Here is a 21914-nt window from a genome sequence, read left to right as displayed (position 1 = left end):
CATCCGTCCCGCCCGGCTCACTCCGGTCCGGCTCACTCCGGTTTGGCGAGGAGGCGCGCGCTCTCCCCCGCCCAGTGGTCCAGCCCCAGGCGCAGGTGGGTCTCGTGGGCCCGGCGCGCGTGGCGCAGGGCGAGGCCGCGCTCGCCGGTCGCGGCTGCCAGCTCGGCCAGGACCAGGTGCGTCGACCCCCATCCGGCGCCGCCCATGCCGCTCACCACGAGTCGCTCCGCATACGGCGTGAGCGTCCGGAGCAGGGCGGCGGGATCGGGCGTGCCGAGCCGGGCGGCGACGTAACCCCACACGACGGTGAGGAACTCGGCGGTCCAGTCCGGGGGGACCCGGGTGCCCCACCGGTCGACGAGCCTGCGGGCGAGAGCCGTGTCGCCGACGTCGAGGGCGGCGAGCACGGCGACGGGCCGCAGCGGGACCATGTCGGCGTCGTGGGCGCGGGACACGAGCCGGTCGGCCAGCTCCGCCACCCGGCCCTGGCCCCGCCTGCAGGTGTACAGGGTGATCAGGCCGGGATAGTCGAGCCCCCACATGCTGAAGTCCTCGATCAGCGCGGTGAACTCCGCGGCGAGCCGCTCGGCCTCGGCCCAGTCGCCCCGGATCGTACGGCCGGCGGCCTCGGCGATGCCCGCCATGCCGGTCAGCTCGGGGCGCCTGATCAGCTCCACCAGGCGCCGGCAGCGGGCGAGGTCACGGTCCCATTCGTCCAGCTCGCCCGCCCTGAGCAGGTTGGCCATGCGGAAGATCCGGGCGACGGCCTCGGCGGACGCATCCAGGGGGAGGGCGAGCATCTCCTCGACGGCGTGGCGGCGTTCCTCCTCGCGCTCCGGCACCCATGCGGCCACGAGGTAGTTGTTGAGGGAGCGGGCCAGCAGCCGGGGGTCGCCGGCGCGGCGGGCCAGCCGCACGCCCTCGGCCGCCAGCCGCTCCCCCTCCGCACGGCGCGGCGAGTAGTACAGCTCGAGCCCGAGGGTGCCGAGCAGGGTGGCCCGCTCCGCGTCGCCGGCCGGTTCGGCCAGCAGCCCTTCGAGCAGCGCGACCATCTCCTCGTCCACCACTCCGTAGTGGCGCCAGTTCCACACCGACAGCCCGCCGAACACGGTGAAGGCCTCGATCAGCGTGGCCCGCTCCCCGATCCGGGCGGCCAGGGCGATGGCCTCCTCCAGCACCGACCTGGCCCGGTCGACGTCGCCCACGGTCCGCAGCGCCTCGCCGTGGCCCACGAGCAGGGCGCAGCGCCGGGCCGCGTCGGCCGGGCCGAGCGCGGTCAGGGCCCTGCCCCACCAGTCGACCGCCTCGTCGTACGCGCACTGGGCGGCGGCCTGACGGGCGGCGCGCACCGCGTACTCCACGGCCTTGGCCGCGCCGCCCGCCCTGGCCGCCATCCCGAAGTGGTGGGCGAGGACCGACGGCTCGACGCCCGCGAGCGTCTCCAGGGCCTCGCCGGTGCGCAGGTGCAGCCGGGCCCGGCGCACCCGGCCGAGATCGGTGTAGAGGGCGTCGCGGACGAGGGCGTGGGAGAACCGATAGTCGAAGCCGTCCGGGACCTCGGCCAGCAGCCCGGTGGCCACGGCCGGTTCGAGCAGCGCCATGACCTCCTCCGCCGGGGTGCCGCAGGCGGCCTCCAGCACGTCGAGGCTCACCTCGCGGCCGAGGACGGCCGCCGCGCCGAGCAGCGCGCGGGTCTCCTCGGGCAGGCGGGCCACCCGGCGGCCGATCACCTCGCGCACGCCCTCGGGCACCCCCGCGGAGGCCGCGTCGAGACGGTGTTCGCTGTCCAGCAGCCTGACGAGCTCGCCCAGATAGAAGGGGTTGCCGCCGGTCCGCTCGAAGAGCACCGCGGCGAGCCGCGCGTCCGGCAGGTCGCGCCCGGCCAGGTAGGCGGCCACGTCCTCCCGGGTGAACGGCGGCAGCGTGAGGCGCTCCGCGCCGCGTTCGCGGGCGAGCGCGGCCGAGGTCTCGCGGAGCTGGTCGGGCTCGCCTCCCGGCTCCGGCCGCATCGTGGCCAGCACCAGCACCGGCGCGCGGTGCAGCGCCCCGGCCGCGAAGGCCAGCAGCCGCAGCGACGCGGCGTCCGCCCAGTGCAGGTCGTCCAGCACGACGAGCGCCGGTCCGGCCGCGACCAGCGCGCCCGTCACCCGTTCGTGCAGCGCGAACAGCGCCGCGCTGTGTCCCGAAAGCCCGTGTCCCGAAAGCCCGTGTCCCGAAAGCCCGTGTCCCGAAAGCCCGTGTCCCGAAGGCCCCTGTCCCGAAAGCCCACGTGCCGCGTCCGCGGTCTCCGGCTCCGCGACCCCCGACAGGGCCGCGAGCGCCCGGGCCACGTCCTGTCCGCCGCCCGGCCCGCCTACGTACGACGCGGTCCCGTACGGCCCGGTCTCCGGCGGCGCGAGGTCGCGCAGCACCTGGAGCCACGGCCAGAAGGCGGGCGCGCCCGTGTCCTCGGCGCACCGGCCCCAGGCGACCGCCATCCCCAGCGCGGACGCCTCGTCGGCGACGGCCTCGGCGAGGCTGGTCTTCCCGATGCCCGCCTCGCCGGACACGAGCAGCACTCCACCTCGCCCGCGCCGCGCCCACGCGAGGCGCTCGGCGGCCCGCTGGAGCTGCTCGCGCCTGGCGATCAGGCCGCCGGCGTGGAACGTCCGCCCGGCCTCCGCAGGCGCGGCAGGCGCATCCCCGGCGGCGTCCGGCACGGTCCGGCCGTCCGGGACGACCGGGGCGCCGGGGACGCCGTCCGTGCCGTGCTCCGCGGCGGCCGGCGGCGTCTCCAGGCCCGGCGCCTGGCCGAGCACCGCCTGCTCCAGCCGCCGCAGCTCGGGGCCGGGCTCCAGGCCCAGCTCGTCGGCGAGCAGCGTGCGCACCCTGCGCAGCGCGGCCAGCGCGTCGGCCTGCCGTCCCGCGCGGTAGAGCGCCCGGACGAGCAGCGCCCACGACCGTTCCCGGTACGGCTGCCCGGCCACCGCGCTCTCCAGGCCGGGTACGCACGAGCCGCCCTCGCCGGTGGCCAGCCGGGCCTCGAACCAGTCCTCGGTGGCCGAGGCCCGCAGCTCCGTCAGCCGCGCCACGACCGGCTGCGCGAACTCGTACGCGGCGAACTCGGCGAGCGGTTCGCCCCGCCATGTCTCCAGGGCGCGGCGCAGCAGATCGGCCGCCGCGGCGGGCTCGCCGCGGGCGAGCGACCGGCGGCCGTCCTCGGCCAGCGCGGCGAAGCGGACCAGGTCCACCTGGCCGGGGGCGACGGCGAGCAGATACCCCGGCTCGCGGGTGAGCAGGACCTTCGGCGGCGTGCGCGGCGGCCTCCCCGGCTCCAGCGCCCGGCGGAGCTGGGAGATGTAGGCCTGCAGGGTGCCGGTGGCGCTGGAGGGCGCCTCGCCCGACCACAGCTCGTCGATGAGGCGGTCGAGCGAGACGACCCGTCCGGGCTCCAGGGCGAGCATGGCCAGCACCGCTCGCTGCTTCGGCGTGCCGAGATCTATGACGCGACCGGCCGGGTCGATGACCTCGAGCGGGCCGAACAGGCGGAATTCCATGGTTCCTCTGGACGCGGGGATTTCGATCCGTAGCGTATTGCCCGGCTTGAGAGTATTGCCCGGCTTGTCGGCCGCACGACTAGCGGACTCCTAGTCGATTACTAATCCACCGCAAACCGCCCGCACCAGGATGTGGAGCGATCAGTGAGCGTGAAGCGGGAGGAAATCGTGTCGACCTTGGAAACCGATCTGCGGCGTACGGTGCGCGGACGGGTGCTCGTGCCCGGCGACGACGCCTTCGAGGCGGCCCGGCTGCCCTGGAACCGGGCGGTGGACCAGCGCGTGCGGGCGGTCGTGGAGATCGAGGACGCGGCGGACGCGGCCGCCGTGGTCCGATACGCGAGGCTCGCCGGTCTCGCCGTGGCCGCGCAGCCGAGCGGGCACGGCGCGTCGGCCCGCCTCGACGGGACGATCCTGGTGCGCACCGGGCGGCTTCGCGGCGTCGAGGTGCGGCCGGAGCGGCGGACCGCCCGCGTCGAGGCCGGCGTGCAGTGGGGCGAGCTGCTGACCGCGGCCGGCAAGCACGGGCTGACCGGACTGCCCGGCAGCTCCCCCGTCGTCAGCGTCACCGGCTACACGCTCGGCGGCGGGCTCGGCTGGTTCGCCCGCAGGCACGGCTGGGCGGCCGGCGCCGTACGGGCCTTCGAGGTGGTGGGCGCCGACGGCGTGGAGGCCCGGGTGACGGCGGACTCCGACCCGGACCTGTTCTGGGCGCTGCGCGGCGGCGGAGGCGACTTCGCCCTGGTGACGGCGATGGAGCTGGACCTGCACCCGGCGCCCCTGCTGTACGGCGGGCGCATGCTGTGGCCCGCGGAGCGGGCGCCCGAGGTGCTCGCCGCCTTCCGGGAGGTCACCGGCGCCGCGCCCGTGGAGCTGACCGCCTGGTTCACGATGGTGAAGTTCCCCCCGGTGCCCCAGGTCCCCGAGCCGCTGCGCGGTCTCGCCGCGGTCGCGGTGGACTCGACGTTCCTGGGCGGCGAGGAGGAGGGACGCGGCCTGCTGCGGCGGTTCGGGGACACCCCCGGCGTGATCCTCGACACCCGCGCCCCGATGGCGCCGGACGCCCTGGGCGGCATCTGCGCCGAGCCGACGCAGCCGGTGCCCGGCGCGGGGCGCGGCGAGCTGCTGACGGGGCTCGGCGAGGACGTGGCCGGCGACCTGCTCGCGGCCGTGGGCGGCATCGCTCCGCTGGCCACGGTGCAGGTGCGCCATCTGGGCGGCGCGCTGAGCGGGCCCGTCGCCGGCGGCGGTGCGGCCGCACCCGTCGCGGAGCCGTACCTGCTGGGCATGATCGGGCCGGTCATGTCGCCGGAGGGCGGCCGGGCGGTCGCCGCGAGACTGGCGGAGATCGCCAGGGCGATGGCGCCGCACACGACCGGCCGCAAGCCCTTCACCTATCTGCACGGGGACGAGAAGGCCGCCTCCGCGTTCGACGCGGACACCCTGGCCCGGCTGCGCGAGATCAAGCGCCGCCGCGACCCCGCCGGCGTCTTCCGTTCCAACCAGCCCGTGCTCGCCTGAGGCGCTCCCCGGCCCGGGGCCGCTCCCGCCCGTGAGCCGGACCACCGAAGACGACCCCGGTAGCCCCGGGAATCACAGCTTGTGCACCTCGGCGTCGCCCGATCCGGTCCTGATCGTGATCGCGTGCGGCGCCGAGTCGTCGTCCGCCACCTCGATCCTGCGGTCGCCGCTCCCGGTCGACGCGTCGATGTTGTAGGCGCCGTCCGGCACCCAGAGCCGGCCGTCGCCCGACCCTGTCACCGCCTGCACCTGGTCGGGTACGACGGTGAACCGGAGCGTGATGTCCCCCGACCCCGTGCGGGTGCCCACCTGGGTGGCGGCGAGCCCGCGCGCGTCGACGTCGCCCGACCCGGTGGAGGCGTTGACCTGCCCGCTCAGGTTCCGCAGCGTGATGTCCCCCGAGCCGGTGTCGATCTTCACGGTGAGACCGCGCGGCACCTCCACCTTGTAGTCCACCGAGCAGTTGTGGCATTTGTAGGCGAGCGTGAGCGTGTCCCCGGCGACGGCGTGGCCGTCCGCGGGCTTGTCCCCACGCCAGTGCAGGGTCTCGGTGACGTGGACGCCGGACCTGTCGCTCTCGTTCACCACGACGTCGCCCGACCCCGTGCGGGTGTCGATGACGGTCACCTTGTCCGTCACGTCGTAGGACTGCACGGCCTGCTGCCCGTCGAAGTCGAGCCGTACGTCGCAGGCGGCGACGGCGAGGCTCATCCCCAGGACGGCCCCCGCGACCGCCAACGTCTTGTATCTCATGTCCTCGATCCTCGGGGATGCGTACGCCGTCTCCCATCGGGGAAGTCCCTCAGCATCCCCTGAGCCGTCCCCGACGAGCCGCCCCCGCGTTGACCCCCGGACATCCTCTGAAGTAGCGTCAGTTCCACGATTAGGAACTATTTTTCCGGAAGGTGGAAAATGGCGGAAGGCGTCGAGATCAAGGGCCCCCTGCTGGACCGGTTCGACGAGATCCTCACTCCCGAGGCCCTCGGCTTCGTGGCCACCTTGCAGCGCGAGTTCGACCCCAGGCGCAGGGAACTGCTCGCCGCCCGGCGGGCGCGGCAGGAGGAGCTGTCCGCGGGCGGCATGCTCGACTTCCTCCCCGAGACCGCTCACGTCCGCGAGTCCGAGTGGCGGGTCGCCCCGCCCGCGCCGGGGCTGGAGGACCGCAGAGTCGAGATCACCGGTCCGGTGGACCGCAAGATGACGATCAACGCCCTCAACTCCGGCGCCAAGGTCTGGCTGGCGGACTTCGAGGACGCCAACTCCCCGACCTGGGAGAACACGGTCAACGGGCAGCTCAATCTGCGTGACGCCCTCGACCGTACGATCGACTTCGAGTCCGGCGGCAAGACGTACGCGCTGCGGCCGGACGAGGAGCTGGCCACGATCGTGGTCCGCCCGCGCGGCTGGCACCTGCCGGACAAGCACATCCTGGTGGACGGCTCCGAGATGTCCGGGTCGCTGCTCGACTTCGGGCTCTACTTCTTCCACTGCGCGCGGCGGCAGATCGACAAGGGCCGCGGGCCGTACTACTACCTGCCGAAGATGGAGTCGCACCTGGAGGCGCGGCTCTGGAACGACGTGTTCGTCCGCGCGCAGGAGCTGCTCGGCGTCCCGCGCGGGACGATCCGGGCGACCGTGCTGATCGAGACCTACCCCGCCGCGTTCGAGATGGAGGAGATCCTCTACGAGCTGCGGGAACACTCCGCGGGCCTCAACGCCGGCCGCTGGGACTACCTGTTCAGCGTCATCAAGAAGTTCCGCACCCGGGGGCGGGAGTTCCTGCTGCCCGAGCGCAACGCGGTGACGATGACCGCGCCGTTCATGCGGGCCTACACCGAGCTGCTGGTGCGCACCTGCCACAAGCGCGGCGCGCACGCGATCGGCGGCATGGCGGCCTTCATCCCCTCCCGCCGCGACCCCGAGGTCAACAAGGTCGCGCTGGAGAAGGTGCGGGCCGACAAGACCCGCGAGTCCGGCGACGGCTTCGACGGCTCCTGGGTGGCGCACCCCGACCTCGTGCCGATCTGCCGCGAGGTCTTCGACGGCGTGCTCGGCGACCGGCCCAACCAGCTCGACCGGCTGCGCGAGGACGTCCGCGTCACGGCCGAGGACCTGCTCGCGGTGTCCAAGACCCCCGGCGAGATCACCGAGGCCGGGCTGCGCAACAACGTGGACGTCGGCCTGCGCTACCTGGCGGCCTGGATGGGCGGCAACGGCGCCGCGGCGATCCACAACCTGATGGAGGACGCGGCGACGGCCGAGATCTCCCGCTCCCAGGTTTGGCAGTGGATCCACAACGACATCACGCTGGCCGACACCGGCGCGGTGGTGACACGGGAGCTCGTCGAGCGGATCATCGAGGAGGAGCTGGCCCGCATCGCCGCCGAGCCGGGCTACGACGAGAAGCTCTACGCACAGGCCACGGCCCTGTTCAAGGAGGTCGCCCTTGACGACGACTTCGCGGAGTTCCTCACGCTTCCCGCGTACGCGCGCATGCCGTGAGCAGATGAAGGGAGGCCGATGCCCGAGCTCGAACGGCTGACGGAGCGCCTTGCCGCCGTGCTCCCGCCGGACGCCGTCATCACCGACCCCGTACGGCTGCGCACCTACGAGTGCGACGGGCTGACCCATCACCGGGCGACCCCCGGCGTGGTCGTGCTGCCCGGGACGGCCGAGCAGGTCGCCGCGGTGGTGCGGCTGTGCGGCGAGCACGGCGTGCCCTTCGTCGCCCGGGGGTCGGGCACCGGCCTGTCCGGCGGCGCCCTGCCCCGCACGGATGGCGTACTGATCGTCACCTCCCGCATGCGGCGGATCGTCGAGATCGACATCCCGAACCGCCGGGCCGTGGTGGAGCCGGGCGTGACGAACCTGGCGATCACCGAGGCGGTCCGCGACCGGGGGTACTACTACGCCCCCGACCCCTCCAGCCAGCAGGTCTGCTCGATCGGCGGCAACGTGGCGGAGAACTCGGGCGGCGCGCACTGCCTCAAGTACGGCTTCACGGTCAACCACGTCCTGGCCGCCGAGATCGTGACACCGGACGGGGAGATCGTGGAGCTGTCCGCCGACGACCCCGGCTATGACCTGCTCGGCGCGTTCATCGGCTCGGAGGGCACGCTCGGCATCGCCACCAGGATCACCGTACGGCTGTCGCGGGCGCCCGAGGCGGTCACGACCCTGCTCGCCGCCTTCACGGGCATCGAGGCCGGCGGCCGCGCGGTGTCGGCGATCATCGCGGCGGGCGTGGTCCCTGCCGCGATCGAGATGATGGACGCGCTGGCGATCGAGGCGGCCGAGGCCGCCGTCCACTGCCGCTATCCCGCCGGAGCGGGAGCCGTGCTGGTGGTGGAGCTGGACGGGCCGCGCGCGGAGGTGGAGCACCAGTTCGCCGCCGTGGAACGGCTCTGCCGTGACAACGGCGCCTTCGAGATCCGGGTGGCCGCCTCCGCCGAGGAGCGGGCGGCCATCTGGAAGGGCCGCAAGTCGGCGTTCGCCGCCGTGGGCCGGATCAGCCCGGCGTACATCGTGCAGGACGGCGTGGTGCCGCGGACCGCGCTGCCGCGCGTGCTCGCGGGGATCGACCGGCTGCAGGAGGAGTACGGGATCCGGGTGGCCAACGTCTTCCACGCCGGCGACGGCAACCTCCACCCCCTCGTGCTGTTCGACGACTCCGTACCCGGCGAGCCCGAGCGCGCCGAGGCCGTCAGCGGACGCATCCTCGACCTGTGCGTCGAGCACGGCGGGTCGATCACCGGGGAGCACGGCGTCGGCGTGGACAAGGCCCGCTACATGCCCCGGATGTTCACCGAGGACGACCTCGACACCATGCAACTCGTGCGGTGCGCGTTCGATCCCCGGGGGCTGGCCAACCCCGGCAAGGTCTTCCCCACCCCGCGCCTGTGCGGGGAGGCGCCGGGAGTGCGCAGGGGCGCGCACCCGCTGGTGGAGGCCGGCCTGGCGGAGCAGTTCTGATGGACGTCGCCGAGAACGCGCTGGCCGCGACGGGCGTGGAAATCCGCGCGGCGGGCGACGAGGTCGCGGGCGTGCGCCCGCGCCTGGTGGCGCTGCCCGGGTCGGCCGAGGAGATCGCGGCCGTCATGCGGGCGTGCGCCGCGCACGACCTGGCCGCCGTCGCGACCGGCGGCCGGACCAAGCTGCACTGGGGCGCCCGGCCCGAACGCTGCGACGTGCTCGTGGACCTGTCCCGCATGAACCGGGTGCTGGAGCACACTGCGGGCGACCTGGTCGTGCGGGCGCAGGCCGGGGTGACCCTGGAGGCGCTGGCCGACGCCCTCGCCGGGGAGAACCAGGAGCTCGCGCTCGACGTGCCCGTGCCCGGCACCACGGTCGGCGGGCTGCTCGCCACCGGGATCGCCGGGCCGCGCAGGTTCCGGTACGGCACGGCCCGCGACCTGCTCATCGGCGTCACGGTCGTGCTCGCCGACGGCACGATCGCCAGGTCGGGCGGGAAGGTCGTCAAGAACGTCGCCGGATACGACCTCGGCAAGCTGTTCACCGGCTCGTACGGCACGCTCGGGATCATCGCGGACGCGACGTTCCGCCTCCATCCGCTGCCCGCCGCCCGCGCCTGGGTGACGGCGACCGTCGAGCGTCCGGTGACCGAGACGGACGGGACCTGGACGAACGAGGACGGCCTCACCTTCGAGACCCTCACCACGGACCTGGCCGCATCTCTGGCGGCGGCGGTCCCCGCGGTGACCGAGTCGCAGCTGGAGCCGAGCGCCGTGGAGATCGACTGGCCCGACGTGAAGGGGCCCTGCACAGTCGCGGTCCTGGTCGAGGGCGCCGCCGCGGCCGAGCGGGCCAAAGCACTGTGCGGGCTGATGGGCGAACTGATGGGCGAGACGGCGGAGGTGACAGAGGAGCCGCCGCCGTGGTGGGGACGCCTGCCCGAGCCGCCGGGGCGGGCCGCCGAGCCGCCCGGTGCGAAGCCCGCGGCCCCGCACGCCGGACAGATCCTGCTGGAGGTCAGGAACGCCTCCTCCCGGCTGGCCGAGACTTTCCTCGGCTTCTTGCAGGCGGCCCAGGTCACGGGCTTCCGGGCGGTACTTCGAGGCTCGCTCGCCGCACAGGTGCTGCACATCGCCCTGCCGCCGGACACTGAACCGGCGCTGGTCGCCGGGTTCACCTCCCAGCTCCGCGCCGGCCTCGGCGAACAGGCGCGCGTGGTCGTGCTCGCCGCGCCCCCGGAGGCCGCGCGCCGCCTCGACCGGTGGGGGCGTGTCGGCGCGCTGTCGCTGATGCGCCGGGTCAAGGAGCGGTTCGACCCCGGTCGCCGGCTGTCCCCCGGCCGCTTCGTGGGAGGCATCTGACGTGGACCCCGAGCTGATCAGAGACTGCGTGCACTGCGGGTTCTGCCTGCCCACCTGCCCGACGTACGTGCTGTGGGGCGAGGAGATGGACTCCCCGCGCGGGCGCATCCACCTGATGGGGCAGCACGTCGAGGGCACCCCTGTCACCGACGCGATGGCCGGTCACTTCGACGCCTGCCTGGGCTGTATGGCGTGCGTCACCGCGTGCCCCTCCGGCGTGCGGTACGACCGGCTGATCGAGCAGACCCGTGCGGTCGTCGAGCGCGAGCACGTGCGCCGCCCGGACGAGCGCGCGATCCGGGCCCTGGTGTTCGCGTTGTTCCCCTACCGGCGCAGGCTTCGGGCGATGCGGCTGCCGATGCGGCTGAGCAGGCGTCTCCAGCCGCTCCTGGAGCGGGTGAACCCCTCGCTCGGCGCGATGGCCGAACTGGCCCCCGGCGTCCCCCGGCCCGTACGGCTACCGCCGCTGGTGCGGGCGAGGCGGCGGCGCAGGACGAGGGTCGGGCTGCTCACCGGCTGCGTGCAGGGTGAGTTCTTCCCGCAGGTCAACGCGGCGACGGCCCGGGTGCTCGCGCTGGAGGGCTGCGACGTGGTGATCCCGCCCCGGCAGGGCTGCTGCGGGGCGCTGTCGCTGCACGCGGGCCGGGAGGCCGAGGCGCGGAGGTTCGCCCGCCGCACGATCGCCGCCTTCGAGCGGGCCGGCGTGGACGCGGTGGTGGTGAACGCGGCGGGCTGCGGGTCGAGCATGAAGGACTACGCCGAGGTGCTGGCGGACGAGCCCGGCTGGGCGGCCCGCGCCGAGGCGCTGCGGACCCGCGACCTGGCGGAGTTCCTGGCCGAGCTGGGTCCCGTCGCCGAGCGCCGCCCACTGCCGGTCACGGTCGCCTACCACGACGCCTGTCACCTGGCACACGCCCAGGGCGTGCGCGCCCAGCCGCGCGAACTGCTGCGCGCGATCCCGGGGCTGGAGCTGAGGGAGCTCGAGGAGTCCGCGATCTGCTGCGGGTCCGCGGGCACCTACAACCTCTTCCGGCCCGAGGCGGCCCGGCAGCTCGGCGACCGCAAAGCCGAACGGGTGCTCGCCGCCGGCGCCGACGTGCTGGTGTCGGCCAACCCGGGATGCACCATGCAGATCGCGGCCGCCGTACGGAGGGCGGGCAAGGGGGAGATCCGGGTCGCGCACACGGCCGAGGTGCTCGACGCCTCGCTGCGCGGCCTCGAACCGGGCATCCTTGGACGGTCCCCGATGCGGAGGAGGAGGACGCGGTGAGCGTGCAGAGCGTCGACCGGGCGCTGGACGTGCTCGAAGCACTGTCCGAGCACGGCGGCCAGGCCGGCCTGTCGGAGATCGCCGCCAGGACCGGCCTGCCGTACGGGACGATCCACCGGCTGTTACAGACGCTGCTGGCCCGCGGGTACGTCCGGCAGGAGTCCGATCGGCGCTACGCGCTCGGCGGCGCGCTGGTGCGCGTCGGCGGCGTCGCCGAGCGGATGCTCGCGGTGTGGGCCGAGCCGTACCTCGCGAGAATGGTCGAGCTGTCCGGCGAGACGGCCAACCTCGCCGTGCTGGAGGGCGACTTCGTGGTCTACGTGGCCCAGGTGCCCTCGCCGCGCAGGCTGCGGATGTTCGCCGAGGTCGGCCGTCGCGTGCTGCCGCACAGCACGGCCGTCGGCAAGGCCCTGCTGGCCGACCGGGACGACGCGGCGGCGGTGTTCCGGCGCACCGGGCTGCCCCGCCGTACGGACCGGACGATCACCGAGGTCGGGGACCTGCTGGAGGAGCTCGACCGGGTGCGCGCCCGGGGGTACGCGCTCGACCTGGGCGAGGAGGAGAACGGCGTGCACTGCATGGCGGTGCCCGTCCACGACGGCGGGCGGACCTTCGCGGCGATGTCGGTGTCCGGACCGGCCGAGCGCATCGACGCGATCGACCGCGAGGAGCTCGCCGCGATGCTGCGCAAGGTGGCGGAGGACTTCGGCGCCGCCGTCTTCCGTTCCTGAGCCCCGTTCCCGGCGCGGACGGGACAGTATGGGCACATGTGCCGAAGCATCAAGACCCTGCGCCCGCCGTTCACCGACGAGGTGACCGAGGAGGACATCCGGGCGGCGGCCCTGCAGTACGTCCGCAAGATCTCCGGTTTCCGCGCCCCGGCGGCCCACAACGCCGAGGCGTTCGACCGCGCGGTCGAGGAGATCACGCAGGCCAGCACGGCCCTGCTGGCGTCCCTCCAGGTGCGCGGCTCGGCCGCCCGGTAGCACCTCGGATCCAGACGCGCAGTCCGGGCAGGGCAGTTTGAGCAGCACGTTTTGGGCAGCGCGGTCCAAGCGGATCCCAAGTGCCGGACGGGACAGTGGCCGCATGGGTGTTATTTCCGATTTCTTCCTGGCCCGGCGGCTGCGCAAGGGGCCGACGCTGCTGCTGCCGTACGTTCCCGACCTCACGACCGTGCTGGAGACCGTGCGGCTGCACGATCCGGAGGCCGGGCCCTACTGGCGCGGGTTCAAGATCGGCGAGAACGTCGAGCTGCGCGGGCCGATCGAGCTGACCCCGGAGCTGGCGGCCAGGGCGGGGCTTCCTGCGGGCTGGGGTGCCGCGTTCTTCGCCCGCAACATCGACAGCGAGGCGGGCGGCGACTTCGCGCGGCCGAGCCTGCTCGTGCGGGGCCTGGCCGAGCGGCTCGGCGGCCGGGAGCACCCGGAATGCCAGGAGCCTCCGGAGGACCTGGCCGAGGTCACCGGCGGGCGGCTCATCCCGGTGGACGAGGTGATCGGCCTGCTCGCGGACGACGTGCCCGGCCTCGCCGTCACGACGGTGACCGACGGCGGCACGACGCTGCTGACCAGCGCCGAGAGCCCGATCGAGGTCTTCGTCAACGAGTGGGACGCCGACGACGTGACCTACGAGCTGTCCGCGGACGGCGGCTACGGCACGGAGGTCCCCGCCGCCGCCCGGCGGGCCGCCCTCGCGATCGCGGCCCGCGCCGGCGGGGTGGCCCGCGACCACAACGGATTCCTCATCACCGGGTGAGCACATCGGGTGGAACCGGCCCGGCGGGTCCGGCGGAGTAGGGCGCAGGGCGCGACGACGCCCGCCTCGCCCGCGCAGGGGTGATTGCCGGTCCTGACTGGGACGCTTTGCAGCAGACGGGAAGCGTGTCACGATTAATGATCACATTGGCGGTTTCGAGGGAAAGGGGGCGGACCGATGCCACCTGCGATCGTCGGGCATGAAGGTCCCCTTGCCGGTCAGCGTTTCCCGATCGACGACAAGCCGATCACCTTCGGCCGCAGAGGCGACAACAGTGTGGTGATCACCAGCGAGAGGGCCTCGCGCTTCCACGCGGAGGTGCGCCGCGAGGCCGAGGGCTACGTGCTGCTCGACCGGGGCAGCAGCAACGGGACGCTGGTCAACGGCAGGCGTGTCACCACGCATGTGCTCCGGCCCGGCGACACGATCGCCATCGGAGGGGAGACGTTCCGCTTCGAGGCGTTCGACGACGCCGAGACGGTGATGGACACCTCCCTGATGCGACGGTTCCGTGAGTCGTATCCGGACGTCGAACCGGAGCAGGTCCTGCACGTCACCATCTCCGGCGGCGGGCCCGTCGGGCTGGCCTTCGCCCTGCTCCTCGAACACCTCATGGGGCACCGGGTCGCCATCACGATCTACGACGGCCGCTGGACCGAGGACGGGCCGCGGATCGTGTGGAAGAACGCCACGCAGGGCAACAACCGGCGGCAGCAGGTCGTGACGGTGCAGAGCCGCCAGTATCTGAACCTCCCGGAGGACGTCCAGTCGCGGCTGTTCGCCGAGGGGTCCTACAGCGAGATGTGGCCGGCCGGTCCGGACTCGATCCGCGACTACCGCCCGCGGAACATCCGGATCGCCCACATCGAGGACACCCTGCTGGAGATGGCGAACGAGAGGTCCGCCCGCATCCGCCTGGTGCCCGAGATATTCGACCCCGCGGAGCGCCAGGACGCCGTGGCCAAGGAGCACGTGCTCGCCATCTGCGAGGGAGGGCGCTCGCGGACCCGCGAGCACTTCACCGACAGGTTCGGCCGGGCCGACGACTCGATCTTCTCGCTCGACGGCCGGCACCTGCAGGACGTGGTGCTGGGGCTGCGGGTGAAGTCCGGCCTGCCGGACCCGGCGATCGTGCTGCTGACCGTGGCGCAGAACCGGTTCCTCCTGAACTCCCTGCGCGGCGAGGGCTTCCTGAACATGCGGCTCACCGACGACGAGGCCGCGGAGGTCGTCGGCATCGACCCCGTCCGGCACGTGTTCGAGGAGTGCGTCGCCTCCAGTCCCTGCCTGATGGAGCGCACCGAGGACGGGGACTTCCACTGCTCGACCCACCACACGCTGTTCCTGCCCGCCCTGATCAGGGGTTCGGCACTGTGGAGGCGGGCGAAGGAAGGGCTCGCGCTCTTCGGCGTCGCCGACGGCGACGTGAGCGCGGTCACCGCCTTCCGGCTGGACATGGTGCAGCGGCCGCGGTTCACCGCCCGGTTGTACTCCCCCACCTCGACCACCCCGGGAACGTACGGGTTCCTCCTGGGGGACGCGGCCAACGCGATCCACTTCTGGCCTGGGCGGGGCCTCAACAGCGGGCTGGCGTCGGCCATCTCGCTGGCCCGGTCACTCAACCGCAACTGGCGCGGCAGGCCGCTGCGGGACGCCGACTTCGTACGGCACGAGGCGGCGATGTCGATGCTGCAGTATCGACACAAGAGCCGCGCGTGGAACGCGATGGTGACCACCGACGAGCAGGGGGTCACCCGGGCGATCAAGGACACGATCGTCCAGGGCATCGAGGAGGGCCGCGCCGGTTCGGACCGGGACGCGGACATCGACGCCCTGTTGGAGCGCCTGCGGCAGATCCGCGACCGCCTGTCACCACGCGTCCCCGGCATGCCCGACGACGCGACCCTCCTCCGGCACCTGCACGAACTGCGGAGCGAGACGCTGCGTACCCTGCTGGTGAGCGGAGCCTGGGAGACGCTGACGGTCGGCGGCGAGGAGGTCGACATCGACATCTTCGACCAGCCGGTCTCCGCGGCGTCCCCCGTGGCGTCCCCTGTCGAGGGGGCGCTCGTCGCGCGGCGGGCGGACGGACAGACCAGGCGGCCCGGCGGTACGCCCTCCGGCTGACGTCGCTCCGGCGAACCACGGAACCGGCCCGGGCCGTCCGGCGGAGTAGGGGTGAAGGGCGCGACGGCGCCCGCGGAAGGATAACCCCTATGAACGGACAAATCGGGTGGTGAGGACGGTCTCCGGCGACACGCGCTTCCCCACGGTCGCCCCGGGTCGCGAGCCCGGCGGCTCCCGCGACGGCACGGACTCAGGCTTCGGGACCCGCACCGGCGCAGGCCGCGCCGGCGCCGTCGGCACCCGGCCGCACGGCACCGGGCCATACGACACCGGGCCATACGACACCGGGCCGGATGGCGCCGGGCCGGATGGCGCCGAGCCGAGCGACGCCGGGCTGATCGAAGCGTCGCTGACCGCGCCCGAGCGGTTCGCCGGCGTCTTCGACCGGCACGCGGACGAGATCCACGCCTACGCCGGCCGCCGTCTCGGCCCCGAGCACGCCGACGACGTGACGGCGGAGACGTTCCTCGTGGCGTTCCGCAAGCGGCACCGGTACGACACGTCCCGGCCGGACGCCCGTCCCTGGCTGTACGGCATCGCCGGCAACCTCATCTCCGGGCACCGCCGCTCGGAGGTCCGGCGCCTGCGGGCGCTCGCCCGCGCGCCGCGCGACGCCGGCGAGCGAGGCTTCCACGAGGAGGAGCGCGGAGCGGAGCGGGCGAGCGCCGCCGCCCTGCGGCCCGCCCTCGCCGCCGCGCTGGCCAGGCTGTCGGCCGCCGAGCGCGACCTGCTCCTGCTGGTCGCCTGGGCCGACCTCTCCTACGAGGAGGCGGCCGAGGCCCTGAAGATCCCCATCGGCACGGTCCGCTCGCGCCTGCACCGGGTGCGCGCGAAGCTGCGCCGCCATCTCGACCTTCCCGAGGAGAACGGCTCATGACCGACGAGATCGACCTGGTGGCGCGGGAACGGCCCGACGTCGCGCCCTACTCCCTGGCGGCCAAGGCGGCCGTACGGCGGCGACTGGCCGACCCCGGGGGACGTCCCGCCCGCCCGCGCCCGCGTCCGTACGTGCTCCTCGCGGGCGGGACGGCGCTGCTCGCCGCGGCGGGGGTCGCGGCCGTCACCATCGTCCTGACGGGACCGGAGACCCGGCCGGCGACGGTGAGCCCGGGGGTCGTGAGGCTGCCGAAGGTGTCGGCCATGTCGGCCGAGGAGGTGCTGGGCAGGGCGGCCCGCGCGGTGACCGACCTGTCGCCGCGCGACGACCAGTTCGTCAAGGTGAGTTCCCAGACCATGTACGAGTCCACTGTGGTCGGCGAGGGCGAGAAGGAATCGCGCTACCTCTACCGGACGAAGCGGACTATCTGGCTGTCGGCCGACGGCACGAGGGACGGCGCGCTGAAGATCGACTATCTGGAGCCCCGCGCCTACCCCGGCTGGCCGATCCCGCCGGAGGCGTACAGGGAGAAGGGCACCGAGTGGATGCGGCTCCCCGCCTGTGACAGCGTGCGGGACACCGCCTACACCACCCTGAAGAAGCTGCCCGCCGACCCGGAGAAGATGCGCGCCTACCTGTACGACCGGCCGCGCGGCGACAATCCACCCGACACGGGGGCGTGGACTGCCGTCGGCGACCTGCTGCGGGAGACGTACGTGCCGGCGGCGCAGCGCGCGGCGCTGTTCAAGGCCGCCGCCACGATCCCCGGGGTCACGGTGGCCGAGAACATCGAGGACGCCGCGGGACGGTCCGGCATCGGCGTCGGCCGGGTCTCCGGCGGGGTGCGGGAGGAGATCATCTTCGACCCGTCCACGTACGAGCTCCTCGGGGAGCGCGGCATCGTGGTGGACGAGAAGGAGGCGAAGGCGCCCGCCGGCAGCCTGGTGGCCTCGACCGCCCAGCTGGAGGTCACGGCCGACGACACCGCGCCCGAGGTGGACGACCCCCACGCCGGCTGCGGCTGAGGCACCGGCCGGTGCCCGTGCCCGGCCGGTCACGCCGGGTCGCCGGGCCGTCCGAAGCGGGCGGCCCGGTCTGACGGCCCGGTACGCCGGCCCGGTACGCCAGCCCGGTACCTCGGGCCCCTTCGTCGGCCCGATACGTCGGGCCGGTGGGTCGGCGCGGTCTGTCGGCGCGGTCCCCTAAGATCATCCTTCCTGTCGCAGGGAAGGGCGTGACGTGGTGCGGCTTCGTCCGGAGCTGTGGGTGCCGAGGCTTTATCTCGGAGTCGCCGGCGTCGCCGCCGTGGCCGCCCTCGTCACCTGGGACGTCGGGCCCCTGTGGCTGGCCGTCCTGTGGTGTCCGCTCGACGAGTTCCGCGCGGACGTCCTGGTGGACGGGCACACCGTCGCGGTCGCGGTGCCGGTTCTCCTCGCGATCCTCGCGCTCAAGACCTGGATGCTGCGTCAGGTGCTCGCCCTGCCCCGGCAGGCGGGCCCGCACGGCGACCGGAGGGCGGTCTGGCTGCGGCGTCTGCTCTACCTGGCCGTCGCCCACGCCGTGGTCCTCCGGTTGCCGGCCGACCTGCTCCCCGGGTTCCTCGAGGACTCCGTCGAGCTGGCCCTGTGGGGCCCGATGCAGGTGCTGTTCGCGCTGGTCCTCTCCGGCCGGTGGGTCCGGCTCTGCGCCGTCGCCGCCGCGCTGGCGGCCTCGGCGGCCCTGGCGGAGAACTGGCTCCTGCCGCTCACCATCGCCGTCATGTCGTCGGACGGACCGTCGCTGTTCCCGGGTGAGCCGTGGCTGTTCCCGGCCACGCCGTCGCTGAAGATCGGCATCATGCTGCTCAGCGCGGCCGCCCCGATCTGGCAGACATCGATCCTCATCGGCCAGCACCGCGACGGCCGGTGGAGCAGGGCGACCCTCGCGGCCGGCTGGCTGAACCTGGCGTTGACACTGGCCCTCCCGTTGGCGGGCGCGGGCCTCGAGTGGGTGGCCTCGTCCGCCGCCTGGCCCCTGACGCTGCTGCTGGACGAGGGCGACGACGTGATGCTCGCGGTGTGGCTCGCCCGCTCCGCCCACGAACTCGCCGCGCCACGGGCGGCGCGCCCGCTTCGCCTGCCCAGGCCGATCCCGGCGGCGGCCGTGATCCTGCCTCTGCTCGTGCTGGTACGGCCCGAGGCCGCCCCGAGGTTCACCTTCACGGGCTGGGGCGAGGACTGCTTCGAATGGACCGGCTCGTACCGCCGTTACGGCGACACCAGGCCGGAGGACAGGGAGAAGGCGTTCCTCTGCCATGCGCGCAGCACGATGGACGGGCTGCCGCCGATGTTCCCCGAAACCCTTTCCGACCAGCACGTCCTGGCCTACGGCAGAAGGCTCTGCGCGGCCGGGGACGGGGCGGAGCAGCACGCTCTCCTGGAGGAGGCCGGCAGCGAGCGCGCTTCGTGGGGAGCCGACAGGAACGTGCTGGTGTTCCTCTGCCCGGAGGCGGTGGCCGCCGACGAGCCCGACTTTCTGCGCCCCGAGTCCGAGGTGCGCGCGGACGCCGGCCGCTACGTCGCGGAGGAGAACGCCCGCTGCCGGGATCCCTGGCCTCGGCTGCGGGCCGGGCGGCAGGGCACGGCCGCGTACTTCCTGTCCGAGGGCGGTGGATACGCCGTCCACGACCCGGAGGACACCTCGGCGCAGGGCGAGGGCGTCTTCTCCGCGGCGATCGACGACGGGTTCGTCGCCGCCGGAGGCGGCACGATGGCCGTGATGACCTACGGCGAGAACCAGCCGATGTGCCTGACCGTCAAGGCGTTCGCCTCCGCTCCCCCGCTGCGGCTGAAGGGCTGGGAGCAGGTGGCCGAGGTCGGCGTGGTCAGCCGCGGCGGCCGCCTCGAGGTGCCCCAGATGACCGAGGGCGCCGGTGAGGGGGCCGGCAGGCCCCTGCCCAACCTGGCGGTGAAGGGCCCCGGGCGGTACCGCGTGCGGATCCACGCCCGGGGGGTGGACGGCACCGGCCCCGAGGAGCACCTGGTCGTCGTCTTCCCGGGCCGGTCGGCCAGGAAGGTCGTCTACCGGTGAGCCGGCCGGCTCACCTGCACTGCTCCAACATGGCCGCCTTGTCGGCGGAGGTCACCGGCAGGTCGTACTTGAGGGAGACCTGGGCGAAGCGCACGGCGTAGGCGCAGCGGATCTCGCTGCGGGGCGGCAGCCAGGTGGCCGGGCCCGAGTCGCCCTTGGAGCCGTTCGTCGAGCCGTCGACGGGGATCAGGTTGAGCGGGTCGTTGGCGATCTGCTTGCGCTTGCTCTCGCTCCACCGCGACGCGCCCATCTGCCAGTCGTACGACAGGGGCATGACGTGGTCGATCTGGACCTCCGCCGCCTTCGACTTGCTCCAGTCGATCGTCTTGCCCGTGTAGGGGTCGTACAGGGTCATGGAGGTGATGACGCAGTTCGACCCGCTGCGATACTTGACGTCCCGGCCGTCCCGCTTCAGCAGGTCGTTGCGGGTGTCGCAGCCGTTGCGGCCCCATGGGATGTCGTCCACGTTGTCGGCCCAGGCGTAGCCGAATTTGTCGCGGTCGTATCCGGTCTTCGCTCCCCGGCCCTTCGTCGCCACCTTGTCGATCAGCTTGCGGGCCTCCGCCCGGTCCTTGTCCGACGTGATGGCCTTCAGGCCGGGTCCGGTGCCGTCGGGGTTGTCGAGCGGGTTGACACCTCGCTGCTCCGTGTCCGAGTCGCTCTTCCCGCCGCCGCTCTGGCCCGTGAGGGCGTCGTCGAGTTCCGGCATCGGCCCACAGCCTGCCAGTACGGCCACCGCCACGGAGATTCCGGCGATCAACCGGATGCCACGCCCGCCCACTGCCACCCCTAGGTAATGAAATATTCCCCTCAGATATAGCAAAGTGCAAAAAGGTGGCAAAGGAGGCACGCACAGGAGTGCGGGATTCGTGATCTCCCCGATAGATCCCGGCACAAGGCACAGCTACGACTTCGGGTGGTCTCCAGGGCATCGGGCGCGAGAGTTCAACCCCACGACAAGGGGCGCGGCGCGCCGTGCGCGCCACGCCCCTCGCTCAGGCCCGGTGGGATCCGGCCCGGTGGGATCCGGCCCGGTGGATCAGCGTCCCCGGATCAGGCCGGGATCCAGTCCTGCCAGACGATCTTGTTGGCCTCGACCCACTTGCGGGCGGCGTTCTCCGCGCTCATCTTGTTCACCGCCATGTCGTAGGCCACGGCGTTCTGGTCGTCGTTGGTCCAGACGAAGTTCTTGATCAGCTCGTACGCGCTGCCGCCGCTCTTGGCGAACTTCACACTGACGATCTTGTCGAGCAGGTACGGCGGATAGTCGCACTTGACCGTCTTGACGTTGTTGTCACACCCGATGGCGTACGGCGGAAGGCTGATCTTCACGAGCTTGAGCTGGTTGAACAGCCACTGGGGCTCGTAGAAGTACATCAGCAGCGGCGTCTCGTTCTCGGTGGCCTTGCGGGCCGCCGCGATCAGCGCGTCCTCGCTGCCGGAGTAGACCACCTTGTAGGGCAGCTTCAGGTTCCTGATGAGCGCCTCGTCGTTGGTGACGAAGGACTTGTCACCGGCGAGGAACTGGCCCAGTCCGTCGCTCTTGTCGGTCTTGAACAGGTCCTTGTACTTGGTCAGGTTCTGCCAGTCCGTGATGTCCGGATATTTCTGGACCATCCACTCGGGGACGTACCAGCCGATGACGCCCTTGTTGCCGTTCTCCCCCGCGGTGATCGCGACCTTCTTGTCCTCGATGAACTCCTTCTTCAGCTCCGGGTGGCTCCAGTTCTCGAGGACGACGTCGACCGTGCCCTTCTCGAAACCCTTCCAGGAGTCCGCCTCGCCGCTCTCGATCTTCTCGACCTTGTACCCGAGCTCTTGCTCCAGGAGATAGGCGACGACAGCGGCGCTGGCCTCGTAGCCGATCCAGGGGTTGATCGCCAGTCGCACGGTCTTCGTGCCGCCGGCGGCGCCCGCTCCGGCGGCGTCATCCGAACTCCCGCCACTGCAGGCGGTCATGGCCAGCGCGAGCGTCAGCACGCCGGCAAGGAGACGGATCCTCATATCTAGCCTCATCTGATGTCGTACGGGCGGCGAACGCGAGCGGCGGGGCCGCGGCGACACCGGCAGAGTATTCCACAACAAGCGTGATCGGCCGCGATCGCGGGGATCGCGGCCGACGACTGCTCGCGCCCGGCCGGGCGCGCGGGGTAGTGATCCCGGGGAGTGTCCCGTGATCTCCCGCCGCGGCGGCCGCGGCAGGCCAGTGAAGATCACGGGACACGACCCAGTGCCCCTCCCGCCTAACTTTGCTCCGGGCAAACGTCGACGGTCGCGGCACTAGGGAGTGTCTGACAGATGCTGCCCGTCGCGAGCGGGGATCCAGGTGGATGCATCGCAAGGCGGAGGAGGAGCCCATAGCGGAGCTATGGGCGACGACGAGAACGCAGCGAGGCGCCGCCTGGGCCACGCGCAGCAGGGCC

At 72.9% G+C, this 21914-nt stretch carries 16 protein-coding genes; 12 read left to right on the top strand and 4 right to left on the bottom strand.

The window, feature by feature from the left end; all coding sequences use genetic code 11:
* Positions 1-32 precede the first annotated feature (32 nt).
* Positions 33-3536 (bottom strand): BTAD domain-containing putative transcriptional regulator, encoded by a 3504-nt coding sequence (locus HHX41_RS00875; RefSeq protein ID WP_182904423.1) that lies wholly within the window; start codon positions 3534-3536, stop codon positions 33-35.
* Positions 3537-3704: 168 nt separating this feature from the next.
* On the opposite strand from HHX41_RS00875, the gene HHX41_RS00870 reads away from it, so the two are divergent.
* The gene (locus tag HHX41_RS00870; RefSeq protein ID WP_182904422.1) at positions 3705-5057 is read left to right on the top strand and encodes an FAD-binding protein; all 1353 of its coding nucleotides are present in this window, start codon (positions 3705-3707) and stop codon (positions 5055-5057) included.
* A 72-nt stretch (positions 5058-5129) separates the two neighbouring features.
* Here HHX41_RS00870 and HHX41_RS00865 read toward each other — a convergent pair whose 3' ends face one another.
* Positions 5130-5810, bottom strand: a complete 681-nt coding sequence (locus HHX41_RS00865) for a DUF4097 family beta strand repeat-containing protein (RefSeq protein ID WP_182904421.1) — start codon at positions 5808-5810, stop codon at positions 5130-5132.
* 159 nt (positions 5811-5969) lie between these two features.
* Between HHX41_RS00865 and aceB the strand changes: the two genes are divergently transcribed.
* The 11 genes from aceB (at position 5970) to HHX41_RS00810 (ending at position 19491) form a co-directional block, all read left to right on the top strand.
* Positions 5970-7559, top strand: coding sequence for a malate synthase A (aceB, locus tag HHX41_RS00860; protein ID WP_182904420.1), 1590 nt, complete (start codon positions 5970-5972; stop codon positions 7557-7559).
* Positions 7560-7577: 18 nt separating this feature from the next.
* A complete protein-coding gene (locus HHX41_RS00855; RefSeq protein ID WP_182904419.1) occupies positions 7578-9029 on the top strand; it encodes an FAD-linked oxidase C-terminal domain-containing protein in 1452 nt (483 codons plus the stop codon).
* Positions 9029-10390, top strand: a complete 1362-nt coding sequence (locus HHX41_RS00850; protein WP_182904418.1) for an FAD-binding oxidoreductase — start codon at positions 9029-9031, stop codon at positions 10388-10390. Before HHX41_RS00855 ends, HHX41_RS00850 begins: the two co-directional genes overlap by 1 nt.
* A gap of 1 nt (position 10391) precedes the next feature.
* Positions 10392-11660 carry a (Fe-S)-binding protein gene (locus HHX41_RS00845; RefSeq protein ID WP_182904417.1) on the top strand — a complete coding sequence of 423 codons (1269 nt, stop codon included), beginning with the start codon at positions 10392-10394 and terminating at the stop codon, positions 11658-11660.
* A 2-nt stretch (positions 11661-11662) separates the two neighbouring features.
* Positions 11663-12391, top strand: a complete 729-nt coding sequence (locus HHX41_RS41555; RefSeq protein WP_396703281.1) for an IclR family transcriptional regulator — start codon at positions 11663-11665, stop codon at positions 12389-12391.
* Positions 12392-12427: 36 nt separating this feature from the next.
* Positions 12428-12646: a DUF2277 domain-containing protein gene (locus HHX41_RS00835; RefSeq protein WP_139576177.1), complete on the top strand. Its 219-nt coding sequence runs from the start codon at positions 12428-12430 to the stop codon at positions 12644-12646.
* Between the two features lie 103 nt (positions 12647-12749).
* On the top strand, positions 12750-13418 hold the full coding sequence (locus tag HHX41_RS00830) for a hypothetical protein (protein ID WP_169979240.1): 669 nt from the start codon (positions 12750-12752) through the stop codon (positions 13416-13418).
* A gap of 177 nt (positions 13419-13595) precedes the next feature.
* Positions 13596-15545, top strand: a complete 1950-nt coding sequence (locus HHX41_RS00825) for an FHA domain-containing protein (protein ID WP_182904416.1) — start codon at positions 13596-13598, stop codon at positions 15543-15545.
* A 109-nt stretch (positions 15546-15654) separates the two neighbouring features.
* Positions 15655-16422 (top strand): RNA polymerase sigma factor, encoded by a 768-nt coding sequence (locus HHX41_RS00820; protein ID WP_310741694.1) that lies wholly within the window; start codon positions 15655-15657, stop codon positions 16420-16422.
* Positions 16419-17447 (top strand): CU044_5270 family protein, encoded by a 1029-nt coding sequence (locus tag HHX41_RS00815; protein WP_182904415.1) that lies wholly within the window; start codon positions 16419-16421, stop codon positions 17445-17447. Before HHX41_RS00820 ends, HHX41_RS00815 begins: the two co-directional genes overlap by 4 nt.
* A 214-nt stretch (positions 17448-17661) precedes the next feature.
* Positions 17662-19491, top strand: coding sequence for a hypothetical protein (locus HHX41_RS00810; RefSeq protein ID WP_182904414.1), 1830 nt, complete (start codon positions 17662-17664; stop codon positions 19489-19491).
* A gap of 10 nt (positions 19492-19501) precedes the next feature.
* Here the strand turns inward: HHX41_RS00810 and HHX41_RS00805 are convergent, their stop codons facing one another.
* On the bottom strand, positions 19502-20200 hold the full coding sequence (locus tag HHX41_RS00805) for an HNH endonuclease family protein (RefSeq protein WP_182904413.1): 699 nt from the start codon (positions 20198-20200) through the stop codon (positions 19502-19504).
* Between the two features lie 344 nt (positions 20201-20544).
* Positions 20545-21495, bottom strand: a complete 951-nt coding sequence (locus tag HHX41_RS00800) for an ABC transporter substrate-binding protein (protein ID WP_169979249.1) — start codon at positions 21493-21495, stop codon at positions 20545-20547.
* Positions 21496-21914 lie beyond the last annotated feature (419 nt).

This window comes from Microbispora sp. H13382 (assembly GCF_014161445.1).
Lineage (GTDB): Bacteria > Actinomycetota > Actinomycetes > Streptosporangiales > Streptosporangiaceae > Microbispora.
The sequence above is the reverse complement of the archived record's forward strand: the minus strand, read 5'-3'. Positions and strand labels throughout refer to the sequence as shown.

What these genes read in the sequence shown, in the direction of transcription:
- HHX41_RS00875 (WP_182904423.1), bottom strand. Translation starts at nt 3,536, where the DNA reads ATGGAATTCCGCCTGTTCGGCCCGCTCGAGGTCATCGACCCGGCCGGT.
- HHX41_RS00865 (WP_182904421.1), bottom strand. Translation starts at nt 5,810, where the DNA reads ATGAGATACAAGACGTTGGCGGTCGCGGGGGCCGTCCTGGGGATGAGC.
- aceB (WP_182904420.1), top strand. Translation starts at nt 5,970, where the DNA reads ATGGCGGAAGGCGTCGAGATCAAGGGCCCCCTGCTGGACCGGTTCGAC.
- HHX41_RS00855 (WP_182904419.1), top strand. Translation starts at nt 7,578, where the DNA reads ATGCCCGAGCTCGAACGGCTGACGGAGCGCCTTGCCGCCGTGCTCCCG.
- HHX41_RS00850 (WP_182904418.1), top strand. Translation starts at nt 9,029, where the DNA reads ATGGACGTCGCCGAGAACGCGCTGGCCGCGACGGGCGTGGAAATCCGC.
- HHX41_RS00835 (WP_139576177.1), top strand. Translation starts at nt 12,428, where the DNA reads ATGTGCCGAAGCATCAAGACCCTGCGCCCGCCGTTCACCGACGAGGTG.
- HHX41_RS00830 (WP_169979240.1), top strand. Translation starts at nt 12,750, where the DNA reads ATGGGTGTTATTTCCGATTTCTTCCTGGCCCGGCGGCTGCGCAAGGGG.
- HHX41_RS00825 (WP_182904416.1), top strand. Translation starts at nt 13,596, where the DNA reads ATGCCACCTGCGATCGTCGGGCATGAAGGTCCCCTTGCCGGTCAGCGT.
- HHX41_RS00815 (WP_182904415.1), top strand. Translation starts at nt 16,419, where the DNA reads ATGACCGACGAGATCGACCTGGTGGCGCGGGAACGGCCCGACGTCGCG.
- HHX41_RS00805 (WP_182904413.1), bottom strand. Translation starts at nt 20,200, where the DNA reads ATGCCGGAACTCGACGACGCCCTCACGGGCCAGAGCGGCGGCGGGAAG.
- HHX41_RS00800 (WP_169979249.1), bottom strand. Translation starts at nt 21,495, where the DNA reads ATGAGGATCCGTCTCCTTGCCGGCGTGCTGACGCTCGCGCTGGCCATG.